We start from the raw sequence: 22,811 nt of genomic DNA, 5'->3' as shown, positions 1-22,811 counted from the left end.
CGATCAGCGCGCACGGCTGTCCGCCGAGTGCTGCTCGGCGTATTCGGGATCGGACGTAGTTTCGTAGCTGCGCTCGGCGGCCCAGGCATCGAGGTCGGCCACGGCGTACATGACGCGGCGGCCGAACTTGCGGAACTTGGGGCCGCCACCCAGCACGCGCTGCTTTTCCAGTGTGCGCGGCGACAGCCGCAGGTAGTCGGCAGCTTCGTCGTTGGTGAGATAACGCTGCGGTTGCGCGGTAGCGGTCGAGGTGGTTGCGGGAGCGGCGGCAGGCCGCAAGGGAGCGGGACGCATGGTGAGAACCTCCATAGCTTTCAAAGCTCCGGCCACACAGCGCAACCGGATGGAGGCAGTCTCAGAAAACGAAGCTCTCCTGCTCAGGGTCGTTTTGCGTGGCCTTCAAAACGACCCTTCTCAAGCGGAGCAAGCTGTGCTAGGCGGCGATAGCCGCCGCGCATCAGCGCATCGCCGCGCCGCGTCAGGCGGCGCACCTTGGAGCGCAGGCCGCCGTCGCTGTACCAACCAGCCGCGGCATCCACGCCGAACAAACCTTCGGCCACGTCGCGCAAGGACGCGCCCGTCAGGGCCGCGTCGAGCGCCTGCAAGGTGTGCAGTTCCAGCAAGGCCGAATGCGATGGCCGGGGCCGCGCATCGGCCAGCGCCGCACCGGGCGCATGGCCGCGTGCAGGTGCGGCAGCACCGCCGTGATGGGCATAGGCGACAGCCATGCCGTCCTCCAGGCCGGGCGCCAGCGCGAAGCGCAGGCACTGGCCGGGGCTGCGCGCGATCAGCGCCAGTCGCTTGCCGTCGTGGAGCAGGTGTTTGTGGCCGGGGATGTTCCAGAAGTCGAATGCGGCGGCGTCGGGCGGCGGATCAGCATCAGGGTAGAGCTGCACCACACCAGTGTGGCCGGGCAGCCAGGCCGGGTGCGCGTCACGCGCATCCAGCGCCGGGTCTTCCAGCAGGCGCAAGCCCCAGCGATGCCCAGCATCAGAGCGACGCGCACGGCGCAGCCAGTCGAGCCGGTAATCAGGATGGCGGCGCAGGTACTCCCAGGCCAGTGCGAGCGTGTCCAGCCCCAGGACGTAGAGGTAAGCGGCCGTGGGATACCAGTGCGCGAAATGGTGAGGGCTGACCATGACGAAAGCTCCTGTCGAACAGCAGGAACGTCGCCACGGCGGCGAACATGCGGGAGCCTCAAATCAAGGTGGAAATCCGGTTAAGCTGTAACTTCTGGTGTCAAGACCGATAGGCTCCGGCGAGTTGCGAAATCCGTCTGAATGCGACGGCCGCCTGACCCAAAAATGTCACGCGGCATAAAACACCGTGCCGCAAGCCGCGCGAAAGATCGTGACTGTTTCAGTCACAGATATTCGGGTTTGAAGCAGAGTGCGAATTCAGATCGAAAAGGTCTGGAGCAAGACCGAAATAGTCTGAATGCGCCCGGCTTGGCCGGAGCGCGAACGGTTCAATCAACGATGGAACCGTTCTCCTGGGCCAGCCGCAGGTATTCCGACAACGGGCGCACTGCCTGGAAATACAAATCCCGCATCACGGGCTGTTTGTTCGGGCCGACGATGGAGGCCAGGTCGGACAGCTTGATGCGGCCCAGCTCTGGCATACCAATGCCCACGTCCATGATGCCGGTCGCCGTATCGTCATCGGCAGGATCGAGCGAGGCCAGCAGCCAGATGGCGTGCGCGTCGGGGGTGAACAACCGCACGACCGGCAACGGGTCGTGCGGTTCACCGGCGGCGGCCCGCCGCCCGTTCTCCAGCAGCGCGGCGCGCTGCGCATCGGTGACGAGGGGAGCGTTCATCGTGGTGCTCCTGTTCCAACATGGATTGCCGGTTTTGCGCTTCCGCGCCGAAGCACGGATGCGTGTTCCACCAAAGCCTTGGAAACACGAAAGCGCAAAAACAGAATTGTAGAAATCTGGAAAGGCACGTAGGCGGTTCTCCGGTTCTGTCGGAATCCGCAAAAGCGGATTTCCGTAAAAGCACGAATAAGGCCAGAGCCGTGAAAGAGTTAAAGATAACGTGGTTTTAATTGTGCTGCGACTTGACGCTTCTGTCCATGCAGAAGCGATCCATCCAGCGCGGCCGGCCAGCGGGCGCCACCACCTTCGATGCCGAACTGGCGCAAGCCTTCGGCGCGGCGGTGCGCGCGTTGCGGACGGAGCGCGGCATCGCGCAGGAGTCGCTGGCGCACCTCGCGGGCATCGAGCGTTCGCACATGGGCAAGGTCGAGCGTGGCGAGCACATGCCCACGCTGGCGATCATCTTCAAGATCGCCAGCGCACTCGAATGCAGCACGGCAGTGCTGATGAGCAAGGCCGAAGAACTGCTGGCGGTAGCCCAGGCATAGCCGCCGAAGCCCCGCCATCATGGCGGGGCGTGCCAGGCCGATCCGGTGCCAGCCGGTTCGGCGGTATCGAGGGGCGCCAAGCACCGCGCGGCGGGGATGGGCCTGGCGCCGATCCCTTGGAGGCAAGCGAAGCGCGCAGCGCCGCAGGCGCGAAGGCGGCAGGGATTGGAGCCGAATGGCCGTGACGGCGTAGTCGGCACGGGGCGGAGCCCGCAAAGCCCGGTGGTGCGCAGCACCGACCCGCCCCGCATGTACCTCTACCAATTCAAGCCATTGCTTGGTAGCCAGGCAAGACACATCCCGCACACTGCCAAGCCATTCTGCTTGCCGATACAGCGCAGCATTCGCAACACAGCGCCCCGCCGCGTGGGCGGGGCGCTGGCGGCCGTCAGGCCGCCTGGGGCTTGCTGCGCGACCAGATCAGGTCGTGCGTGCCGTCCTCGTCTTCGATCAGGCGGGCGTAGACCGTGGCCGGGAACGAAGGATCGTCGAGGGTCACGGAGATGTACTCCCGCCCGGCCTCGCTGGTCTTCTTCCACGCCGCGCCGATGTCGTGGCTGGCGGCCTGCAGGCGGAAGTCAGGGGCCTTCTCGTTGTCGCCCTTGTCGTTGGGCACCAGCTTGACCTTGACGTTGAGCGTCAGGGTGCGAAGCGTGCCGGTGAAGCCGTCTTTGTCTGCGGTGAAGGTGCCGATGTTGGCCATGATGGATCTCCTTTTGGTGGAACAAGGTTCGCGCCCATCGCGTCCTTGTTGTGATCCGGCCGGCGGGGGACGGGCGGGCTGCACCGCTTGCGGTCGCAACGCAGTGGAGAGCCGGGAGGCGAAAAGAATTTGTCCCGCGAGGAATCTGCGCAGCAGAGGGGAAATTGTTTTCGCTGGACGGTTGCAGCCAGGAAGCCCGAGGCGCAGCCGCGCCCCCGCCAGGATTCACAACAACACAAGGACGCTTTGGGCCGAACCGCACCGAAAGGAGACAGGGCCGGCTCGGCATTCCCGCACGAAGGCTGCACCGGCTCGCTCCCAGACGCGGGCCAGGTCAATACCCCAACGACGGGCGAGAACGCCCCTGCCGCACTTTGCGGCGCTGGTCTTGAGGCGTGGCGTGGAAGTTCCATGGCGATGCCGGGCGGGATGTCCGTGAGCCGTCCTTCATGACGTGATGGGCACGAACCGCCAGCGTTGAGGACGGCACGCATTCGCACAACCTGCCGCAGCAAGTCTCAGCGTGTTCGCCAACGTACCGTCCACTGCGGCGGGGCGCTGGCCAAGCCGATCCGGCTTCGCCGGTTCGGCAGCATTGAGGGGCGCCAAGCATCGCGCGGCGGGGATAGCCCGCTGGGCTTTCTCCTGGAGGCAAGCGCAGCGCGCAGCGCCGCAGGCGCGAAGGCGTGAGGGATTGACGCCGAATGGCCGTGACGGCGAAGTCGGCACGGGGCGCAGCCCGAAAGCCCGGCGGCGCATTGCGCCGACACGCCCAGCCCATTCAGTACGCCATCATGAACAGCCTACAGATGCGGCTTGAGCCAGAGCCACAACGCCACCCCCATCGCCAGCCACAGCATCAAGATCATCACGGCCCCGAATCGGCTCCTTGGCTTGGCCCCTTCTGTTCGCATCCATTCATCGGCCTGCACACGGCACTCCGCCAGCACCTCGGACGGCAACAGCTTCACGGTCAGCCAGATCAGCACGGGCAACAGAATCACATCGTCCAGATAGCCCAGCACCGGGATGAAGTCTGGAATTAGGTCGATGGGACTCAGGGCATAGGCCACCACGAACAACCCCAGCGCCTTGGCATACCAAGGCGTGCGGGGATGCTTGCCGGCAAACCACAGCGTCACGCCATCGCGTTTGATGCGCTTGGCCCAAGTCTTCATGGTGGTGCTGATACTCATGCCGGAAAGTGTGGCATAGCAGAAATAGCCGATTGACCCGATCGGCACATACTGGCATCGCGCACCACCGCGATGCCTGCAACGCCGCCGCCCGAGCCAGAGCGAGGGCGGCGGCGTGATGTTCCGGCTGTTCGGCTTCAACACCGCGCCCAGGACGGAACGGCCTGGGCGCGGTGCTGACGATGGTTATTCCTTCGTCTCGATGATCCACCACACGGCGCGAGCCAAGGCGCGACCCGTGATGGGATGAATGTCGGTGAGGTCAGCGCGGGCCGACCAGCCCGAGGGCGGGCGGTAGCCGCGCACGTCGCCATCGCCGTGCCAGCGGCGGGCGCGTGTTGTGCCGGGGGCGTAGATCGCCGCCATGCGCTGGCGGCTGCTGGTGATGCGGGTCATGGGGGCTTCTCCTTTCGCCGAAGCGCCCCGGTCGAAGCCGGGGCGCTTGCCTTCGGCGCGGGTCAAGCGGCCAGCGCCTCGGCGGTTTCATCCGCCATTGCCTCGGCATCCTCCGGGGCGTCCTGCTCCGGGCCTTCCTCCTGCGCGCTTTCCTGCACTGCCTGCTGCGGGCCTGCGGCCTTGAAGATGGCAGGCATCCAGCCCGTGCCATCGGCCAGCCGCTCGGCTTCGCTGGCAATGTCGGCCTTCTTGAGCTTACCCAGCCGGGTGACGGATTCCGGCGCGAACTCGCCCACGGCCTCCAGAATCACGGCCTTGGAAACATGCTTGAAGTAGCCTTCGGCGGTCGGCTGCCACCATGCGGCCATGTCGAGGCCCACGGCCTGCGCCAGTTCTTCGCCGGGCTGGTGCGGCGTGGCGCGAGGCGTCACCACGTCCACCGTGGAAGCCACGCACACGGCCAGCAGCTTGACCAGCTCGTCTTGCGGCTTCGTCAGCAGCACGGCGAACAATTCGGCGCTGTCGTCCGGCAAGGCTTCGCCCGCTACCTGTTGCAGTTCGCGCAGCGCCACGGCGGCAGGCGATCCCGGCCAGTCCGGGGCCATGCCTTCCAGCCGGTCTTGCACTTTCAGGCCGACGCCCAGCGGCAGAGAATCACGGCTGCGGCCGTAGCGGCTTTCCTGCAAGGCGGTCTGCACCATGCCATGCACCACAGCTGCCAGCGCAGCTTGCGGATGCCGTGCGACTTCGATTTGCAGCGCGGCGGTGCGGTGGGCGCTCAAGCGTTGCGCCAGCCGGTCGGACATGGCGGCGGTCTTGGGCTGCCTGTCGTCGTCTCCGTCCTCGCCCTCGTCATCGTTCGCGGCGTCCGGGTCGCTGAAACCCTGGCGCAGCTTTTCCAGCGTGCGCAGCGCCTTGGCTTCGGCCTCGCGCATCAGGCCGCGATGAATCACGGCCTCGCCGTTGCGGTCGATGGTGACGATGGCACCGGCTGCGGCCTTCACGTTCGCGCCGTAGTCCTGCAAGCCATCTTCCAGCGCCTGCAACTGTTCGCCCACGGCTTCGCCTTCCTCCTGCAAGGCGTCGGCGTCGGCCTTGTCCTCGTCGTCGGCGTCCAGCGCGGCATCCACGGCTTCGGCCAGTTGGTGCATCCGGGCTTGCAGCTTCTCGATGCGTGCGGCTTCGCGCTTGTTCGGCTCGCGCCGCTCTCTCGGCGCACGCTGGAAAGCGTGCAGGTCGGCATGGGTCACGCCCGGCGTGGCATCCACCCAGGCCCAACCCTCGGCGCGGACAGTGGCGGCGATGCCCGCCAGCTTGTCTTGCGCCAGCCGTTCCAGCAGCGCGGCATCGGTCAGATACACACCCGCATCATCTTCCGCGAACAGGTCACGGCGCACGCCACCGCCTGCGGCCTCGTAGCTGTCCAGCCCGACAAAGCGCACCAGCGGATGCCGGCAGGCGTCGATTTCCCTTTCGGTCAGGCGTTCGCGCAAGTGGGATGGGTGGCGCTGCCACTGCGGTGCATCGTAGAACGCGGCTTCCTGCGCGGCGTGGTCATCGGTGATGGCAAGGGCCATCAACTGATCGAGCGTGACGGCATCGGCCCGGTAGTCGGCCATCAGGCGCGGCGAGACATTCGCCAGCTTCAAACGGCGCTGCACCACCAGCGGCGTAACGGAGAAATCCGCCGCAATGTCCTCGATGGGTCGGCCTTCGGCCACCAGCGCCGCGAAGGCTTCAAACTGGTCTGCCGGGTGCATGGCTTCGCGCTGCACGTTCTCGGTGAGGCTGGCCGTGCGGGCCGTGCCATCGGCCACCAGCAGGCAAGGCACCTCCCAATCCTTGGCGATGCGGTGTTTCTTCGCCAGCAGCTTCAACGCGGCGAGGCGACGGCCACCGGCCACAACTTCGTAATGCTCGCCATCGGCGGATGCGATCACGATCAGGTTTTGCAGCAGACCCACACGCTGGATGGATGCGGCCAGTTCGGGAATGGACATGCGCGGGGTCTTGCGCACGTTGCGGCCAGCGGGGCGCAGCACCAGCCGCGACAGCGGAACCAGAATCAGGTTCTTGGTCGGGTCGGCAGCTTCCAGCGGAATAGCTGCGGCGGTATTGACGGCGCGGGCTTCGGTTTGGGTGATGGCGTTCATGGTGACTCTCCAATCGAGTGAAACAAGGGAATGGAGGGGAAGCCGCCCCTCCGGCGGGGGAACGGTTCAGGCTTTCAACTGGCGCAGGCCATCGGCCAACATCCAGAGGGCGCGATTCAGGCGCACATCGGAATCAATGCCCTGCACGGGTCGGGTCTGCTGGCGGCGTCCGTTGGCGCTGCGGCCATGCAATCCGCCCTTGGTCAAGTTCTCCTGCGTGCGGTTGAACACGCTCCACAGGTCGGGGCGTCGGTCATCAAACCGGCGCGGCATCAGGATTTGCGACTCCGTGATGGGCGCGGGCTTGTTGTCCGTGGGGTCGTACTTGAGGGCCAGCGCGGAACGGGCGAACACTTCGGCTTCGCCTTCATCCAGCGTGATAGCGCGCATGGCATCGCGGGATTCCTTCACCCGCTCGAAGCCGCTCAACACCTCGAAAGCGCCTTCGATGACGGAACCGGCCACGTCGCCCTTATGGGGTACGCGCACGTCCGCCACGGTGTCGCCGCACACAAGGCCATTGCTGCACACGAACCGGAACATTCCGGCCAGCATCTGATAGCTGCTGGTGCCATCATGGGAGTTCAGCAGCACGATTTCGTTAGCCTCCGCGCCGTTGATCTGGCTGGCATGGCGCAGGCGCAGCATGTGCTTGGTGTGCTCGCGCTTGCCTTCATCGCGCACGCGGGTCTGCGTCACCATGAAGGGTTGAAACCCCTCCTTGCGAAGCTCGGTCAGAACTGCCGCCGTGGGGATATAGGCGTACCGCTCGGAGCGGCTTTGGTGCGGGGCATCCGCGAAGATGGACGGGGCTACCCTGCGAATCTGGTCATCGGACAGCGGGCAGTCGCTGCGCAGCGAAGGGGAACGGGAAGCGAAACGGGATGCGAGTTGCATGTCTTTCTCCTGAACAAAAAGGCCGTTGAAGAAAACCGCACACCGGATTCCTAGATTCGGAGCCCAGCCTTTCGGCTGTTCGGTGCGGTCGGCACGAGGAACCCGGTTGGCCCTGTTGCCACCGTCTTTCCTGAGTTCATCGCCCGCGACGGAAGGGAGCCCGTGGACGGGGGCCGTCAAGGAAACCAGCGCAGGGTTGGTGCGGCCCGCAGGCGCAGCCGAGGACACGGCCCTGCGCGCCTTGACGGCACCAGGCCGCGGGCTACAGTCGCGGACAAGGTGATGAAGTCAGGGAAGACGGCTGGACATGGCAACGGCCATCCCTGTGTGCCGACCGCACGCAAGCGAAGCGCGCAGGCCCGAAGCTGGAAGCCGGGCCGGAGGCGTCAGCCGAGCGGAGCGAGGGAACGATGGAAGCCCGACAGGGGCGAAACCCCGCAGGGGGTTCGATGCGAAGCACGACAGCGCGCCCGGCCATCTCCCAGGTGGCCGGGGACGCCCAGCCTTCAAAGCCGAAGAAACAACAGAATCAGGACGAGCACACGCAAGGCATCGTGGATCTGCTGCGAATGCGGTCTGGCCGATCCGGCGCAGCCGGGTCGGCGGTCTTCGAGGGGCGCCAAGCCTGCGCGGCGGGGATAGCCCGCAGGGCTTTCCCCTGGAGTGCAAGCGCAGCGCGCAGCGCCGCAGGCGCGAAGGTATCGGCACCGGGCGCAGCAAGAAGAAAGGTGCGCCGCTCCCGAAGGAACGACGCACCGAAGGCAGCGCGGCGCGATCAGCTCGCCGCCGGCGCCGTCATCGACTGCAACTGCTCGATCACGCCAGGCTCAACGAACACGCAAGCCTGCTCGTCCGCGATCGGTACGTTGAACATCCGCGCGAACACCGTGCGCCGCAGATGGGCCAGTCGGCCCGTCCGATACGCCTGCTCGGGCTTCATGCGCCCGCCGGCCTGCGAACCGCTGCGCTGCGGATCGCATTCGACCAGCGCCACAAAGCCATCGTCGGCCAGCTTCTGATGCTTGGGGCACAGGCCCCAGCCGGTCGCCGTATGGCGCTCCATGCTCGCGCGCAGGCGCTTGTCCAGCAGGATGGCGCCGGTATCGAACGCCGTGCCGCAAACGAGGCAAACATGCTGTTCGAGTGAAACGTGTGATTTGTCGTTCATGACGGTCTCCGGTTGCACGGGCGGAATTGCCCGGAACCGTCGCCCTCACGGCGCAGCGCAAGCAGTCAAAGATCGAAGACGGCCGCCAGGCCGCAAGCGTGCCTGCACGCGCAGTCATTGACGGCGAGAACGCCGTGATACGGTGAAGGGACACAGCAAGACCGCTCCCTCAAACCACCCACGCACCCGGCTTTCGGCAAGCGGAGCGCGCAGGCCCGAGAGGGCCGGAGGCGTCAGGGATCAAAGCCGGATGGCCGCGATTCGGCACGAAGCGCGGGGCGCAGCCCGCGAGCCCGACGGCGGCACGCCGGGACGCCCGGTTATTGCTTGCGCTTCTTGGGAGGCACCGTCACGCGAGATTCGATCAGCCGCCGCGTGTTCTCCAGTTCCTTTTGCAGCACCTCGGCATCCGGCAGCACCATCTTGTAGTTCGCCGCCATCACCTTGTTGGGCAAGCCTTCCAGCGCGTACCGCGCCAAGGCGTGCCCCTTGTCGGCGCAGAGAATCAGGCCCACGGGCGGATTTTCCTCGGGGAACGTCCAGTGTTCCTTCGCATAGTTGCAATACAAGTGCATCTGGCCCACATCAGCATGGGTCAAAGCACCGAGCTTCAAGTCGATGATGACCAGGCAGCGCAAGCGCCGATGGAAAAACAGCAGATCGACGCGATACCACGTCTGGTCGATGCGCAAGCGGCGCTGCCGCCCGACGAAGGTGAAGCCGTCGCCCAACTCCAGCAGGAAATCTTCCAGCCGTCGAATCAAGGCTTGTTCGAGATCGGATTCCGAATACTCGTCCTTGAGATCAAGGAACTCCAGCACGAGCGGGTCTTTGATCGCATCATCGACCGTCACGGCATCATCCGGCTTCGGCACGGCGCTCTTGACCAGCATCGCCGCCTTGTTCTTCGACAGCGCCGTGCGCTCGTAGAACTGGCTGCCGATCTGCCGGTCGAGCTGGCGCACGCTCCAGCCGCCGCGCAGGGCTTCGGCTTCGTAGAACTGGCGCGCGTGGTCGTCCTTGACCATCAGCAGCCGCACATAGGCCGACCACGGCAAGGGGAAGACATGGGCCAGTTCGTCCAGCCGCCCAGGGCGGCCCTGCGCCAGCAGGAAATGCCCTTGCGACGGCGCTAGAGAAGATTCGCTAGACACTGTCTGGCGAATTGGCCGGGTCAGGAAGAACGACCGCATCTGCTGCAAGTTCGGGCGGCTGAACCCACGCCCGAACTGCGCAGTCAAGTCGGCAGACAGCCGTTCGATCAACTGCTCGCCGTACCCTGCGCGGCGCTTGCCCTGCTGCTCGGCCTCCACGATGCGGCGGCCGATTTCCCAATAGCTGGCCGTCATCAGCGCATTGACGCTGCGCGCTGTTGCACGGCGTGCAGCGTCAAGCAGTTCTACGATGCCGCCGTGGATGCCGGCGTAGCCGGCAGGCAAGGCGGCAGCCTTGGCCGCCACTGCGGGCGATTTTGTGCTGTTCATGCTGTCGCCTCCGCAGGCTGGCGCGCACCCGTGATGGCCTGCCGCCGGCTGGCCACCAGCTCGGCCGCATCGCGCACTGGCTTGTCCTCGGTGTGGACATAGTGCATGAACATCGCCACGGTCTTGTGGCCTGTCAGCTTCATGCCCACCTTGGTCGGCACGCCCGAATTGGCAATGTCGGTCGTCGATCGGTGGCGGATACCGTGTGTGCCGACATGAGCCACGCCCGTGGCCTTGAGCACCCGGCACCAGCCACCGTAGTGCTCGCCAAAGGTCAAATGCTTGTCCGGGTCGTTGGGCGACGGCAGGACGTAAGGGCAGCCTTCCCGGCGTGGTGCCGTCGCAAGCAGCCGATAGGCTTCCGCGCTCATGGGCTTGGAGAGGCCACCGGTCTTGCTGTCCGGCCACACCACGCGCCGGTTCTCCAAATCAACCCACTTCCATTCGAGGGTGCAGATTTCGGAGCGGCGGCCCGCGAACTCGAATTGCAGGCGAATCGCCAGCGGAATGACGTAGTTCTCCAGTCCTTCCGCCTCCAATTTCTCCAGATGGCGGAAGATCAGCGCCAGTTCGTCGTCCACGATGAGCCGGGTTTCCTTGCCGGGCGGGAACATCGGAACGTGGCGGCACGGGTTCGTGCCGTCGGGGCGGTAGCCCCACACCTCGGCCAGGTTGAACATCTTGCGCAGCACGCCGAATGTGTTGTTCGCCTCGGCGGGTTTGTAGGCCAACTTCTCCATCAGCCCGGCAACGTCAGGCCGCTTCACGTCCTGCACCTTCTTGCGCCCGAGCAGCGGAACAATGCAGCGATCAATAACGGCCTGGTAGCCGCGCCGCGTGCTGGGCTTGTTGCGCTTCTTGGAGTAGTCCTCCATGAACTTCTGGCACAGCGCCTCCACCGTGGGCGCCTTGCGCGCCTCGGCCTTGGCGCCGCCGGGATCGCCGCCCCGGCGAACTTCAGCCAGCCAGTCCTGCGCCATGACGCGGGCCTGCTCGACGGTCAGTTCCCCGAACAGGCCCAAGGCAGGTTTGCGACGCTCGCCCGCGTTCGTGCGGTACTGGAGCATGAATACCCGGCGGCCCGCCGGGGTAATCTTGCACAGGAAGCCGGGCACCACGGTGTCCCGCAGTTCGATGTCCTGCGCCTGGGGTTGCGCCGTCTCCACGGCGGTCTTGGTGAGCTTGATCTTGGCCACGATGACTCCTCGGAAAGACCCGGTTTCCAAGAGCCACATAGGGGCCGCGAGAGCGGAAGCCGGGTCAGGTTTCGGAAAGCACCGGCATATGATGGACGCGCGTAAGTTATTGATAAACCTGCTGTATCGGGCTTCAGCGCAGTCCAGCGAAATGTCGGGCTGGGGTCATCGTCAAACAAAAAAACGGGCCGAAGCCCGTTTGTCATGCGGATGCCGGTGCGCGAATGCGCGGGCTGCGTGCCGGCGGACTCAGTCGTCCTCGCCCATCTGCGACTGCAGATAGTTCTGCAGGCCGACCTTGGACACCAGCTCGATCTGGGTTTCGAGGAAGTCGATGTGCTCTTCGGTGTCGTCCAGGATCTCTTGCAGCAGATCGCGCGAGACATAGTCGCGCACGGTTTCGCAGTGGGCAATGCCGGCCTTGATGGTGGCTTGAGCACCCACTTCGGAGCGCAGGTCGCATTCCAGGATCTCGGGCACGTCCTCGCCGACCTGCAGTTTGGCCAGGTCCTGCAGGTTGGGCAGGCCGTCCAGCATGAAGATGCGGTCCATCAGCTTGTCGGCGTGCTTCATCTCGCCGATCGATTCCTCGTATTCCTTCTTGGCCAGGCGGTCGAAACCCCAGTGCTTGAGCATGCGGTAGTGCAGGAAGTACTGGTTGATGGCCGTGAGTTCGTTCTTCAGCTGCGCTTGCAGATGCGCAATGACTTGATCGTCGCCTTTCATGGGGCTCTCCTCTTTGATTGTGTGTACTCGAGTGCAGGCATTGTCGTGACGCGGGTCATGGCGCACAAGGCAAAACCCCCCATCGCCTGTTCTGCGTGCGTGTGAGGCTGAGTCGCTTTCTCATCCAGTCCGATGACATCGCATTGACATTTGGATAGCTTTTGGCAATTGAAATCATTTGTTCAATTGATTGGAGCCATCAAGGGTTTGCCCCTAGACTTCAGTCCTGTCTTCATTCCCGTTCGTTCCAACTCTTTAAGGAAACAGCAATGTCCCTGATCAATACCCAAGTCCAGCCTTTCAAGACCGAAGCGTTCGTGAACCGCAATGGCAAGGGTGAGTTCATTACCGTGACCGAAGAGAACCTGAAGGGCAAGTGGTCCGTGCTGATCTTCATGCCGGCCGCCTTCACGTTCAACTGCCCCACCGAAATCGAAGACGCTGCCGACAACTACGCCGAATTCCAGAAGGCTGGCGCCGAGGTCTACATCGTCACGACCGACACGCACTTCTCGCACAAGGTCTGGCACGAAACCTCCGACGCCGTCGGCAAGGCCAAGTTCCCCCTGGTCGGCGACCCGACCCACCAGCTGACCAATGCCTTCGGCGTGCACATCCCCGAAGAAGGCCTGGCACTGCGCGGCACCTTCGTGATCAACCCCGACGGCGTGATCAAGACGATGGAAATCCACTCCAACGAAATCGCGCGTGACGTGTCGGAAACCCTGCGCAAGCTCAAGGCTGCCCAGTTCACCGCCGCCAACCCCGGCCAGGTCTGCCCCGCCAAGTGGAAGGAAGGCGCCAAGACCCTGACGCCTTCGCTGGACCTGGTCGGCAAGATCTAAGCCCCGCGAGAAAACTCCCGCGATCCAGGAGGCGCCCACCCGGCGCCTCCCCGGCCGGACCCCAGCATGGCGCTCGCCGTCATGCCGTCCGGCTATTTTTTTGCCTGAATGCCCGCGCCTGTCGCCGGCCGGGCCCCGGACAAACACAGCTTCTAAAGGATGCAAGCCATGCTCGACGACCAACTCAAATCCCAACTTTCCGCCTATCTGGAGCGCGTGACGCAGTCGTTCGAGATCGTGGCGTCCCTGGATGGCAGCGAGACCTCCGCCCAGATGCGCGAGCTGCTGGAAACCATCCAGTCCCTGCGCCGCGACAAGATCAGCCTGCGCACCGACGGCGACGATGCCCGCAAGCCCTCGTTCACGCTGCAGCGCGTGGGCACGCAGACGAGCCTGCGCTTCGCAGGGCTGCCGCTCGGCCATGAATTCACCTCGCTCGTGCTGGCGCTGCTCTGGACTGGCGGCCATCCCCCGAAGGTCGAGCAGGACGTGATCGAGCAGGTGCAGGCGCTCGAGGGCGACTACGATTTCGAGGTCTATATGAGCCTGACCTGCCACAACTGCCCGGACGTGGTGCAGGCGATGTCGCTCATGGCCATCCTCAACCCCCGCATTCGCACCACCGTGATCGAAGGCGGCGCGTTCCAGCAGGAAGTGACTGACCGCGAGATCATGGCCGTGCCCATGGTGTTCCTCAACGGCCAGGTGTTCGGCTCCGGCCGCATGAGCATCGAGGAAGTCGTGGCCAGGCTCGACACCGGCGCCGCCAAGCGCGAAGCCGCCAAGCTCTCGGCCAAGGACGCGTTCGACGTGCTGATCGTCGGCGGCGGCCCGGCCGGCGCGGCAGCAGCCGTGTATGCCGCCCGCAAGGGCATCCGCACCGGCGTGGCGGCCGAGCGCTTCGGTGGCCAGGTCAACGACACGCTGGACATCGAGAACTACATCTCGGTGAGCAAGACCGACGGCCCCAAGTTCGCCGCCGCGCTGGAGCAGCACGTGCGCGACTACGAGGTGGACCTGATGAACCTGCAGCGCGCCAAGTCGCTCAAGCCGGCCGCCACCGAAGGCGGGCTGATCGAGGTCGAGCTGGAAAACGGCGGCACGCTCAAGTCCCGCTCCGTCATCATTTCGACCGGCGCGCGCTGGCGCAACATGAACGTGCCCGGTGAAGAGCAGTACCGCACCAAGGGCGTGACCTACTGCCCCCACTGCGACGGCCCGCTCTTCAAGGGCAAGCGCGTGGCGGTGATCGGCGGCGGCAACTCCGGCGTGGAAGCGGCCATCGACCTGGCCGGCGTGGTGGCCCACGTCACCGTGCTGGAATTCGCCGGCGAGCTGAAGGCCGATGCCGTGCTGCAGCGCAAGCTGCGCAGCCTGCCGAACGTGGATGTGATCCTCAACGCCCAGACCACCGAGGTGAAGGGCGATGGCAACCGCGTGACCGGCCTGAGCTACAAGGACCGCACCACCGACGAGCATCACGTGCTGGCCCTGGAAGGCATCTTCGTGCAGATCGGCCTGCTGCCCAACACCGACTGGCTCAAGGGTACGGTGGAGCTGTCGCGCTTCGGCGAGATCGTGGTCGATTCGCATGGCCGCACCAGCGTGCCCGGCGTGTTCGCGGCCGGCGACTGCACCACGGTGCCCTACAAGCAGATCATCATCGCGGCCGGCGAGGGCGCGAAGGCGGCCCTGGGTGCGTTCGACCACCTGATCCGCACCTCGGCTCCGGCCTGAGCGCGCTGCGGGCCCTGCGCCCGTCCACTGGAAAGAAGATCAAGGGAGCGGCTTCGGCCGCTCCTTTTTTCTTGTGTGCCGGGGGGGCGCCGGCAACGCCCACCGCGTGCGCGGCACGCCGCATAGCGGGGTGGATGCGCGCAACGCATGGGACCATGGCCGCATGAGCGAATGGCCGCGCTACAAGAAGCCGCAGTCCATGGGTTGCTCCATGCAGACCGAGGCCCCGTTCCAGTTTGCGCTGGCCAATGCGTTCACCGTGTGCGACGCGTATTTCTGCTCGCTGCACGGCGGCACTCACTTCAACCGCCTTTTCCATTGGACCGGCACCCACGGCGCCACGGGGCCCTCCGGCCAGGTGGTGGTGAACAACGTCCGGGACGAGCTGGATTCGGGCACCGACATCCGCATATCCGCACCGGTGGCTACGACTGGACGACCTACCCGGAGCAACGGCAGCAGGCCGGCGTGTCGTGGATGGTCTATCAGAACATGCCCGACAACTTCGCCGACACCCCCCTTGTCGGCGTCAAGCAGTACCGCCAGGCGAGCCTTGCCTCGGGTAAGCCGGCGGACAGCGACCGGGTCAAGGAGGACGCCGGCAACCCGCTCTACGGCGGCTTTCTCGGCACGTTCCGCCAGGCCGTGCTGAACGGCACGCTGCCGCAAGTGCCGTGGATCATTCCGCCGGCCGCCTCTTTCGAGCACTCCGGCCCCTCCAGCCCCGTGCAGGGCGCCTGGTACGTGCAGGAGCTGCCAGACGCGCTCACCGCCAACCCCGACGTGTGGAGCAAGACGTGCTGCTCACCAACTTCGACGAGAACGACGGCTACTTCGACCACCTGCCGCCTACTGCGGCCTTCGCTGGAAGGGCAGGGCGGCACGCTCGGCAAGTCCACGCTGGCGGCGGGCGACATGGCCTGCGAGTACTACACCCACACGCCCTGCGCCGGCACCAACACGCCGCCGCCCGATGGCGAGTGCTCCGGCCCGGGGCCGCGCGTGCCGTTGGGGGTGATCGCCCCCTGGAGCCGTGGCGTCTGGGTGACTTCGCAGAACTTCGACCACACCTCGATCCTGCGTTTCCTGGAGGCACGATTCAGCGTGAAGGCGCCGCTCATCAGCTCGTGCTGCCGCGCCGTCAACTTCGCCCCACCCAACGATGCGCCCCTGGCAACCCTGGCGGGCCGGCGCAGCAAGGTGGATGCCGACGCGCTGCCGGACTTCGAGCGGCGTTTCGCCGGCCGCGTCGAGACCGGCCGTGACGGGCTGGGCGACCCGGCCATGGCCGCCGCGGGCGGAGCGGCCCCGCCGCCGCCCGTGCCGCGGACGCTCGTAGAGAGCGCGCAGCCGTGGCGCGTTCGCGTTGCCGGGGGGGCCTGCATGGCAGCACACCCGCGCGGCCGTTGCATTCCCGCGTTCCCACGCCTTCGTTTCACCCCCGCCAGGAGCCCTGAACCCGCCATGCTGCAAGAGGAGCGCCTGCTGCGCATCGACTCCCTGCTGGCCGCCTTCGTGCGCGTGAGCACCGAATGGATGGCCCAGGAGCTGGACATGTCGCGCTAAACACCCAGAACCCAGATCGGCGTCGCCAGCCGGCGGGCCTTTTGCACGGCGCGGGACGTGGACATGCTGGTCACCCACCGACCCGCCTCCACGCACGCCGGGCTGGCGCTGCTGTGGCGCGAGGCGGGGCGGCTGGTCGCTGTCTAGCGGTTGGAGCGATCCAGCGGTGCCGGCTTGCACTCAGTCCGCGCCGCCCAGCACCTTGTAGAGCGTGATGCGGTTGGTCTGCTCGGTCAGCTGCAGGCCGATCAGCGCCTGCTGCGCCGCGTACAGCGAGCGCTGCGCGTCCAGGACCGCGAGATAGCTGTCGGCGCCCAGGCGCCAGCGCGCCAGGGTCAGATCCAGCGCCTTCTGCGTGTTGGTGACCAGTGATGCCTGTGCCTGCAGGCGTTCTTGCAGGTTCGCGCGGTCGGCCAGGGCGTCGGCCGCCTCGCGGAAGGCGGTCTGCACGGCCCTGTCGTATTGCGCCACCGCCGTGTCGCGGGCGACTTCCGATACGCGCAGGTTGGCCTGGTTGCGGCCCGCGTCGAAGATCGGCAGGCGGATCTGCGGCGCGAAGCTCCAGGTGCCATTGCCGGCATCGAAGAGGCCCGAGAGCGCGTTGCTGGCTGTGCCTACACCGCTCGTGAGCGTGATCGACGGGAAGAACGCGGCGCGCGCGGCGCCGATGCTGGCGTAGCTGCCCTGCAGCGACCGCTCGGCGGCCTGGATGTCCGGGCGGCGCAGCAGCACGTTGGAGGGCAGGGCGGAGGGCACCGCCAGCAGTGGAGCGGCTTCCAGCGTGGGGCGCTGCCAGCGGGCCGCATCGGGGTTGCCGGCCTGCGCCGACGGGGCCGTGTCGGCCGCCGCTTCCATGGTGGTGGGCGTGGCGGCCAGAGCGAAGGCTTCCACTGCGCTGGGCGGCAGCAGCGTGTCGGGCAGTGGCGCGCCCGCCAGCAGTTGCAGGGCGTTGCGGTCCTTGGCGATCTGCGCGGCGGCGGCGGCCGCATCCGCGCGGGCGGCGTCCACCGTGGCCTGCGTCTGGGCCAGGGTCAGGCCCGAGGTGGCGCCCCGCTCGCGGCTCTGGCGCGCCAGAGCGAGCGACTGCTCGCGCGTGCGCAGCGTCTCGCGGGCCAGCAGCAGGCGGCGGGCATCGGCGTCCAGCGTGAGCCAGGCGCCCGCCACATCGGCGATCAGCGACAGGCGCACGCTGCGCGCGTTTTCGCCCACGCGCAGGAATTCCTGCAGCGCGGCGTCGTTCAGGTTGCGCACGCGGCCGAAGAAGTCGAGCTCGTAGCTCGCGAAGCCGACCTGGGCGCTGTATTGGGCTGTGGTGTTGCTGCGGCCGGCGGCGGTCAGGTCATCGGCCGTGCGCGCCCGGCTGCCTGCGCCAGTGGCGGCCACGGTGGGCCGCAGGTCGGCACGGCTCACGCCGTATTGGGCGCGGGCACGTTCGATGGCGAGCGCGGCCACGCGCAGGTCGCGGTTCTCGGCCAGGGCGCGGCCCACCACCTCGCGCAGGCGCGGTTCGGTGATGAAAGACTCCCAGGCGGGCAGGCGGGCGCCGTCCTGTGCATCGGCCGATGCGGTCGCGGGTGCGCCGGCAGCGGCCGGGTCGTCCAGCGTGGCGGGCACGGGCAGGGCCGGCGGCACGTAGGGCGGCGCCAGATTGGCGCAGCCGGCCAGCAGCGTGGCAGCGGCGCACGCCAGCAGCGCATGGCGCGATGGGAGGAGCGGGAGGCACATCATGCGGAGGCTCCGGAGGATGAGTCGCCGGGGCCCGGGCGGGGCGGAGCGATGCCGGCATCGCGTACGGCGCCACGGGCAAAGAAGCTGCGGATCAGCACGAAGAACACCGGCACGAAGAAGATGCCCAGCACCGTGGCGGCCACCATGCCGCCCAGCACGGCCGAGCCGATGGCCTGGCGCCCGCCGGCGCCCGCGCCCGTGCCGATGGCCAGGGGCAGCACGCCGAAGCCGAAGGCCAGCGAGGTCATCAGGATGGGCCGCAGCCGCAGCCGCACGGCTTCGAGCGTGGCGTCGATCACGCTCTTGCCGGCAGCCTGCAACTGGGTGGCGAATTCCACGATCAGGATGGCGTTCTTGCAGGCGAGCCCCACGGTGGTGAGCAGCCCGACCTGGAAGTACACGTCGTTCGACAGCCCGCGGATGCCGATGCCCATCAGCGCCCCCACGATGCCCAGCGGCACCACCAGGATCACCGAGAACGGCACCGACCAGCTTTCGTAGAGCGCCGCCAGGCACAGGAACACGAACAGGATGGAAATGGCGTAGAGCGCCGGCGCCTGCGATCCCGAGAGTCGTTCCTGGAAGGAGGCGCCGGTCCACTCGTAGCCGATGCCCGGGGGCATCTGCTTCATGATGTCTTCCACTGCCGCCATGGCCGCGCCGGAGCTCACGCCCGGGGCTGCGTCGCCCACGAATTCATAGCTGGGGCTGCCGTTGTAGCGCTGCAGCTGGGGTGATCCGTAAGTCCAGTAGGTGCTGGAGAAGGCCGAGAACGGCACCATCTGGCCCTGGTTGTTGCGGACTGTCCAGGGGCCGATGTCCTGCGGCAGCATGCGGAAGGGTGCATCGCCCTGCATATAGACGCGCTTGACCCGGCCTTTATTGAGGAAGTCGTTCACGTAGGTGCCGCCGATGGCGCTGGAGAGCGTGCTGTTGATGTCAGCGGTCGTCAGGCCCAGTGCGCCGGCCTTGGCGTCGTCGATCGTCACCCCCAGCTGCGAGGTGTCGTCCGGGTTGTTGGCGCGCAGGTTGGAGATCTCGTGCCGGCCGCGAGCCAGCTCCAGTACTTTGTCGCGCGCAGCCACCAGCGCCTCGTGGCCCAGGCCGCTCAGGTCCTTGAGCTGGAAGTTGAAGCCCGCGTTGGCGCCCAGGCCCCGCACGGCGGGCGGAAGCACCACGAAAATGCGCGCATCGCGGATCTGGCGCAGGTCGCGCGTGGCCTTGCGGGCGATGGCGTCGGCGCTCTGCTCGGGCCGGGTGCGCTGGCTCCAGTCGGTCAGGCGCACGAAGCCGCGCGCCGAGCTTTGGTCGCCGTTGGCGCCGGTGATGGAGTTGAAGCTCACCACATCGGGCTGGGCGGCGAAGTACTTCTGCACCTCGGCCATCACGGCCTGCAGCCGCGTGTTGGAGGAACCCGCCGGCAGTGTGATCTGTATCTGTACCGCGCCCTGGTCTTCGTTGGGCAGGAACGAAGTGGGCAGGCGCATGAACAGCACCGCCATACCGCCGACGATGAGCGCATACACGATCATCATGCGGCCGCCCCGGCGCACCACGCGGCCCACGCCGCGCTGGTAGCCGTCGGCCGTCCGGTCGAAGTGGCGGTTGAATCCGTCGAAGAAGCGGTCCGTCAGGCCCATCAGCCCGCGCCGGGGCGTGGCCCCGTGCGGGCTGTGCGCGCCCTTCGGGATCGGTTTGAGCAGCGTGGCGCAGAGAGCCGGCGTGAGCGTGAGCGCCACCAGCACCGACAGCACCATGGCCGAGACGATGGTGATGGAGAACTGCCGGTAGATCACGCCCGTGGAGCCGCCGAAGAAGGCCATGGGGATGAACACTGCCGATAGCGTGAGCGCAATGCCCACCAGCGCCGGCGTGATCTCGGCCATGGACTTGCGCGTGGCCTCCTTGGGGGAGAGGCCTTCCTCGCTCATCACGCGCTCGACGTTCTCCACCACCACGATGGCGTCGTCCACCAGCAGGCCGATGGCCAGCACCATGCCGAACATGGTCAGCGTGTTGATCGAATAGCCCGCGGCCGACAGCACGCCGAAGGTGCCCAGCAGCACCACCGGCACGGCGATGGCGGGGATCAGCGTGGCGCGGAAGTTCTGCAGGAACAGATACATCACCAGCACCACCAGCAGCATGGCCTCCATCAGCGCCTTTATGACCTCCTCGATCGAGGCCTTGACGAAGGGCGTGGTGTCGTAGCTGGTGAAGGGCTTGAGCTCGTAGGGGAAGAAGGGCTGCAGCTCGGCGAGCTTGGCGTTCACCGCCTGGGCCACCGCCATGGCGTTGGCGCCGTCGGCCAGCACCACGCCCATGCCCGCACCGGGCTGGCCGTTGAGGCGCGTGGTGATGGTGAGGTTGTCCGCGCCCAGCTCGATGCGCGCCACGTCCTTCAGTCGCACCACGGCGCCGTCGGTGGCGACCTTGAGCGCGATGTTCTCGAATTGCTCCTTGCTCTGCAGCTTGCTGCGCGCCGTGATGGTGGCGTTGAGCTGCTGCTGGCCCACGGCGGGCAGGGCGCCCAGCTGGCCGGCCGAGACCTGGGCGTTCTGCGAGTTGAGCGCGCTGCCCACGTCGGAGGGCATGAGCCCGTATTTCTCCAGCTTGGCGGGGTTCATCCACACGCGCATGGCGTAGCCCGTCCCCAGAGTGGCCACGTCGCCCACGCCGTCGATGCGGCTGACGACGTCCACCAGATTGCTGGAGATGTAGTCGCCAATATCCACCTGCGATGCCGACGGGTCGGGCGAGGTGAAGGTGATGACCATCAGGTAGTCGTTGCCGCCCTTGGTCACCGTCACGCCTCGGCTCTGCACGGCGGGCGGCAGGCGCGACATGGCCTGCTGCAGCTTGTTCTGCACCTGCACCTGGGCCACGTCGATGTTGGTGCCGGCGTTGAAGGTGAGCGTGGTGCGCGAATTGCCCGAGGCATCGCTGGTCGAGCCCATGTAGATAAGGTTGTCCAGCCCCTTGAGCTGCTGCTCGATCACCTGCGTGACCGACTGCTCCACTGTCTGGGCCGAGGCGCCCGTGTAGGTCGCACTGATGGACACGCGCGGCGGGGCGATGTCCGGGTACTGCTCCAGCGGCAGGTTGCGGATGGAGAGCGCGCCCGCCAGCATGATGATGATGGCGATGACCCACGCGAAGATGGGCCGGTTGATGAAGAACTGAGCCATGGGCCGCCTTCCCCCGTCAGCGCGAGGCGGCCATGGCTGGCGTGGATGCTGAGGCAGCGGCTGGCGCCGCTGCTGCCGTGCTGCCGCCCGCTTGCGCGGCCGGTGCGGCTTGCGTGGCCTGCGGCTTGATCTGCACCTCCACCGGCTCTGCGGCGTCGCCCGGCTTCACGCGCTGCAGGCCATCGACCACCACGCGGTCCCCGGCGGCGAGGCCCTGGGTGACCAGCCAGCGATTGCCTACGGCGGAACCCACCTCGATGCGGCGGCGCTCGATCTTGCTCTGCGCGTTCACCAGCAGCACGCTGGCGCTCCCCGCCGCGTCGCGCGCCACGCCCTGCTGGGGCACGAGCAGCGCCTTCTCGTCCACGCCGGCCTGCAGCACGGCACGCACGTACATGCCGGGCAGCAGCAGGCCGTCGGGGTTGGGCACCACGGCGCGCAGCGTGATGGTGCCGGTGGTCGGGTTCACGTTCACGCCGCTGAACTGCAGCCGGCCCGGGTGCGGGTAGGTGCTGCCGTCCTCCAGCAGCAGCTGGATGCGCGCGCTGCCGCTGTCCGCCTGCTGGAAGCGGCCCTGCGCCATGTCGCGCTTCAAGCGCAGCACGTCGGTGGTGGACTGCGTGACATCCACATAGAGCGGGTCGATCTGCGAGATGGTCGTGAGAGCCCCCGTCTGGTTGGCCGTGACCAGCGCGCCCGGCGTGACCGTGGACGTGGTGGTGCGCCCGCCGATGGGTGCCTTGATGCGGGTGTAGCCCAGGTTGATGCGCGCGTTCTCCACCGCTGCCGTCGCCACGCCCAGGTCAGCACGTGCCTGTGAGAGCACGGCCTGGCTGTCGTCATAGACCTGGCGGCTGATGGCGTCGATCTTCACCAGCTCGGCATTGCGCCGCGCATTGGTTTCGGCCGTGGTGACGGCCGAGCGGGCCTTGGCCTGGGTGGCCTCGGCACTCGCCAGGGCCACGGCGAAGCCGGCATCGTCCAGCTGATAGAGCACCTGCCCGGCTTTGACCTGTGCGCCTTCGGTGAAGAGCCGCTTTTGCACGATGCCGCCCACCTGGGGCCTGATCTCGGCGCTCAGGTAGGCCGTGGTGCGGCCCGGCAGCTCCGTGGTGACCGTCTGCCGCTGCGGCTGCAGCGTGACCACGCCGACCTGCACCGGCCCGCGCGCCGCAGGCTGCTGCGCGGCCTTGTCGGAGCAGGCCGACAAGGCGACGAGCGCCATCAGCGCCGCAGCGCCGGCCCGCCAGCGCAGGCCGTGCCCCGAGCGGGTGCTCGGCACGCTGTCAGTGGCGGCGAGGAGGGCGGACGAAGATGGGGATGCGGGGGATGGGCGGCTGCAGGGGCGTGGGAACGGATTCATCGTGCGGGCGCAAACCGGAGGGCGGAGGACTGGGGGAGAGTGGGAACATTTTGCCGGCGAATGTGGGAGAAAGGTTGAAGTGCCCAGCGCCGCGCCGG

The 22,811-nt window shown here is 66.8% G+C and carries 18 protein-coding genes and 1 pseudogene; 4 read left to right on the top strand and 15 right to left on the bottom strand.

Annotated features, from left to right (window positions below; genetic code table 11):
* Positions 1–3 precede the first annotated feature (3 nt).
* The 3 genes from AC3A84_RS13485 to AC3A84_RS13475 all read right to left on the bottom strand — a co-directional run bounded on the left by AC3A84_RS13485 (position 4) and on the right by AC3A84_RS13475 (position 1,819).
* On the bottom strand, positions 4–294 hold the full coding sequence (locus tag AC3A84_RS13485) for a helix-turn-helix transcriptional regulator (RefSeq protein WP_103245942.1): 291 nt from the start codon (positions 292–294) through the stop codon (positions 4–6).
* An 83-nt stretch (positions 295–377) separates the two neighbouring features.
* Positions 378–1,139 carry a DUF2285 domain-containing protein gene (locus AC3A84_RS13480; RefSeq protein ID WP_009523269.1) on the bottom strand — a complete coding sequence of 254 codons (762 nt, stop codon included), beginning with the start codon at positions 1,137–1,139 and terminating at the stop codon, positions 378–380.
* A gap of 329 nt (positions 1,140–1,468) precedes the next feature.
* Positions 1,469–1,819, bottom strand: a complete 351-nt coding sequence (locus AC3A84_RS13475) for a DUF2958 domain-containing protein (RefSeq protein WP_009523268.1) — start codon at positions 1,817–1,819, stop codon at positions 1,469–1,471.
* A 257-nt stretch (positions 1,820–2,076) separates the two neighbouring features.
* Between AC3A84_RS13475 and AC3A84_RS13470 the strand changes: the two genes are divergently transcribed.
* Positions 2,077–2,367, top strand: coding sequence for a helix-turn-helix domain-containing protein (locus AC3A84_RS13470; protein ID WP_009523267.1), 291 nt, complete (start codon positions 2,077–2,079; stop codon positions 2,365–2,367).
* A 388-nt stretch (positions 2,368–2,755) separates the two neighbouring features.
* Here AC3A84_RS13470 and AC3A84_RS13465 read toward each other — a convergent pair whose 3' ends face one another.
* The 9 genes from AC3A84_RS13465 to bfr all read right to left on the bottom strand — a co-directional run bounded on the left by AC3A84_RS13465 (position 2,756) and on the right by bfr (position 12,286).
* The gene (locus tag AC3A84_RS13465) at positions 2,756–3,070 is read right to left on the bottom strand and encodes a DUF736 domain-containing protein (RefSeq protein WP_009523266.1); all 315 of its coding nucleotides are present in this window, start codon (positions 3,068–3,070) and stop codon (positions 2,756–2,758) included.
* A gap of 803 nt (positions 3,071–3,873) precedes the next feature.
* Positions 3,874–4,266: a YkvA family protein gene (locus tag AC3A84_RS13460; protein WP_059400218.1), complete on the bottom strand. Its 393-nt coding sequence runs from the start codon at positions 4,264–4,266 to the stop codon at positions 3,874–3,876.
* Positions 4,267–4,452: 186 nt separating this feature from the next.
* On the bottom strand, positions 4,453–4,662 hold the full coding sequence (locus AC3A84_RS13455) for a hypothetical protein (protein WP_059400219.1): 210 nt from the start codon (positions 4,660–4,662) through the stop codon (positions 4,453–4,455).
* Between the two features lie 62 nt (positions 4,663–4,724).
* Positions 4,725–6,815 (bottom strand): ParB/RepB/Spo0J family partition protein, encoded by a 2,091-nt coding sequence (locus AC3A84_RS13450; RefSeq protein WP_066788719.1) that lies wholly within the window; start codon positions 6,813–6,815, stop codon positions 4,725–4,727.
* A 66-nt stretch (positions 6,816–6,881) separates the two neighbouring features.
* Complete coding sequence (locus tag AC3A84_RS13445) at positions 6,882–7,712, bottom strand: DUF932 domain-containing protein (RefSeq protein WP_103245943.1); 831 nt, start codon at positions 7,710–7,712, stop codon at positions 6,882–6,884.
* Between the two features lie 775 nt (positions 7,713–8,487).
* Positions 8,488–8,880, bottom strand: coding sequence for an ATPase (locus AC3A84_RS13440; RefSeq protein ID WP_103245825.1), 393 nt, complete (start codon positions 8,878–8,880; stop codon positions 8,488–8,490).
* A 320-nt stretch (positions 8,881–9,200) separates the two neighbouring features.
* Positions 9,201–10,364 (bottom strand): PDDEXK nuclease domain-containing protein, encoded by a 1,164-nt coding sequence (locus AC3A84_RS13435; protein ID WP_103245826.1) that lies wholly within the window; start codon positions 10,362–10,364, stop codon positions 9,201–9,203.
* Entirely contained in the window at positions 10,361–11,560 is a 1,200-nt protein-coding gene (locus AC3A84_RS13430; RefSeq protein WP_103245827.1) for a tyrosine-type recombinase/integrase, read from the bottom strand. Before AC3A84_RS13430 ends, AC3A84_RS13435 begins: the two co-directional genes overlap by 4 nt.
* A 249-nt stretch (positions 11,561–11,809) precedes the next feature.
* Positions 11,810–12,286, bottom strand: coding sequence for a bacterioferritin (gene bfr / locus AC3A84_RS13425; RefSeq protein ID WP_487970245.1), 477 nt, complete (start codon positions 12,284–12,286; stop codon positions 11,810–11,812).
* Positions 12,287–12,555: 269 nt separating this feature from the next.
* Between bfr and ahpC the strand changes: the two genes are divergently transcribed.
* From ahpC to AC3A84_RS13410, 3 genes and pseudogenes are all read left to right on the top strand, one after another.
* Positions 12,556–13,131 carry an alkyl hydroperoxide reductase subunit C gene (gene ahpC / locus AC3A84_RS13420; RefSeq protein WP_011794518.1) on the top strand — a complete coding sequence of 192 codons (576 nt, stop codon included), beginning with the start codon at positions 12,556–12,558 and terminating at the stop codon, positions 13,129–13,131.
* Positions 13,132–13,299: 168 nt separating this feature from the next.
* The gene (ahpF, locus tag AC3A84_RS13415) at positions 13,300–14,868 is read left to right on the top strand and encodes an alkyl hydroperoxide reductase subunit F (protein WP_487970243.1); all 1,569 of its coding nucleotides are present in this window, start codon (positions 13,300–13,302) and stop codon (positions 14,866–14,868) included.
* A gap of 82 nt (positions 14,869–14,950) precedes the next feature.
* Positions 14,951–16,086, top strand: a pseudogene (locus AC3A84_RS13410) (alkaline phosphatase family protein); the annotation flags it as partial.
* A gap of 528 nt (positions 16,087–16,614) precedes the next feature.
* Here AC3A84_RS13410 and AC3A84_RS13405 read toward each other — a convergent pair.
* Genes AC3A84_RS13405 through AC3A84_RS13395 form a run of 3 tightly spaced genes read right to left on the bottom strand, consistent with a single transcriptional unit; the run spans position 16,615 to position 22,713 of the window.
* Positions 16,615–18,159 (bottom strand): efflux transporter outer membrane subunit, encoded by a 1,545-nt coding sequence (locus AC3A84_RS13405; protein WP_487970586.1) that lies wholly within the window; start codon positions 18,157–18,159, stop codon positions 16,615–16,617.
* Positions 18,159–21,350 carry an efflux RND transporter permease subunit gene (locus tag AC3A84_RS13400; RefSeq protein WP_487970242.1) on the bottom strand — a complete coding sequence of 1,064 codons (3,192 nt, stop codon included), beginning with the start codon at positions 21,348–21,350 and terminating at the stop codon, positions 18,159–18,161. Before AC3A84_RS13400 ends, AC3A84_RS13405 begins: the two co-directional genes overlap by 1 nt.
* Positions 21,351–21,366: 16 nt before the next feature.
* Positions 21,367–22,713 (bottom strand): efflux RND transporter periplasmic adaptor subunit, encoded by a 1,347-nt coding sequence (locus AC3A84_RS13395; RefSeq protein ID WP_487970240.1) that lies wholly within the window; start codon positions 22,711–22,713, stop codon positions 21,367–21,369.
* Positions 22,714–22,811 lie beyond the last annotated feature (98 nt).

The organism is Paracidovorax sp., from assembly GCF_057642795.1.
Note: the sequence above shows the minus strand (reverse complement) of the source record. Positions and strands in the feature narration are given on the sequence as shown.

Coding starts and splice junctions, on each gene's coding strand:
- AC3A84_RS13485 (WP_103245942.1), bottom strand. CDS start 294: ATGCGTCCCGCTCCCTTGCGGCCTGCCGCCGCTCCCGCAACCACCTCG.
- AC3A84_RS13480 (WP_009523269.1), bottom strand. CDS start 1,139: ATGGTCAGCCCTCACCATTTCGCGCACTGGTATCCCACGGCCGCTTAC.
- AC3A84_RS13475 (WP_009523268.1), bottom strand. CDS start 1,819: ATGAACGCTCCCCTCGTCACCGATGCGCAGCGCGCCGCGCTGCTGGAG.
- AC3A84_RS13470 (WP_009523267.1), top strand. CDS start 2,077: ATGCAGAAGCGATCCATCCAGCGCGGCCGGCCAGCGGGCGCCACCACC.
- AC3A84_RS13465 (WP_009523266.1), bottom strand. CDS start 3,070: ATGGCCAACATCGGCACCTTCACCGCAGACAAAGACGGCTTCACCGGC.
- AC3A84_RS13460 (WP_059400218.1), bottom strand. CDS start 4,266: ATGAGTATCAGCACCACCATGAAGACTTGGGCCAAGCGCATCAAACGC.
- AC3A84_RS13455 (WP_059400219.1), bottom strand. CDS start 4,662: ATGACCCGCATCACCAGCAGCCGCCAGCGCATGGCGGCGATCTACGCC.
- AC3A84_RS13450 (WP_066788719.1), bottom strand. CDS start 6,815: ATGAACGCCATCACCCAAACCGAAGCCCGCGCCGTCAATACCGCCGCA.
- AC3A84_RS13445 (WP_103245943.1), bottom strand. CDS start 7,712: ATGCAACTCGCATCCCGTTTCGCTTCCCGTTCCCCTTCGCTGCGCAGC.
- AC3A84_RS13440 (WP_103245825.1), bottom strand. CDS start 8,880: ATGAACGACAAATCACACGTTTCACTCGAACAGCATGTTTGCCTCGTT.
- AC3A84_RS13435 (WP_103245826.1), bottom strand. CDS start 10,364: ATGAACAGCACAAAATCGCCCGCAGTGGCGGCCAAGGCTGCCGCCTTG.
- bfr (WP_487970245.1), bottom strand. CDS start 12,286: ATGAAAGGCGACGATCAAGTCATTGCGCATCTGCAAGCGCAGCTGAAG.
- ahpC (WP_011794518.1), top strand. CDS start 12,556: ATGTCCCTGATCAATACCCAAGTCCAGCCTTTCAAGACCGAAGCGTTC.
- ahpF (WP_487970243.1), top strand. CDS start 13,300: ATGCTCGACGACCAACTCAAATCCCAACTTTCCGCCTATCTGGAGCGC.
- AC3A84_RS13405 (WP_487970586.1), bottom strand. CDS start 18,159: ATGTGCCTCCCGCTCCTCCCATCGCGCCATGCGCTGCTGGCGTGCGCC.
- AC3A84_RS13400 (WP_487970242.1), bottom strand. CDS start 21,350: ATGGCTCAGTTCTTCATCAACCGGCCCATCTTCGCGTGGGTCATCGCC.
- AC3A84_RS13395 (WP_487970240.1), bottom strand. CDS start 22,713: ATGAATCCGTTCCCACGCCCCTGCAGCCGCCCATCCCCCGCATCCCCA.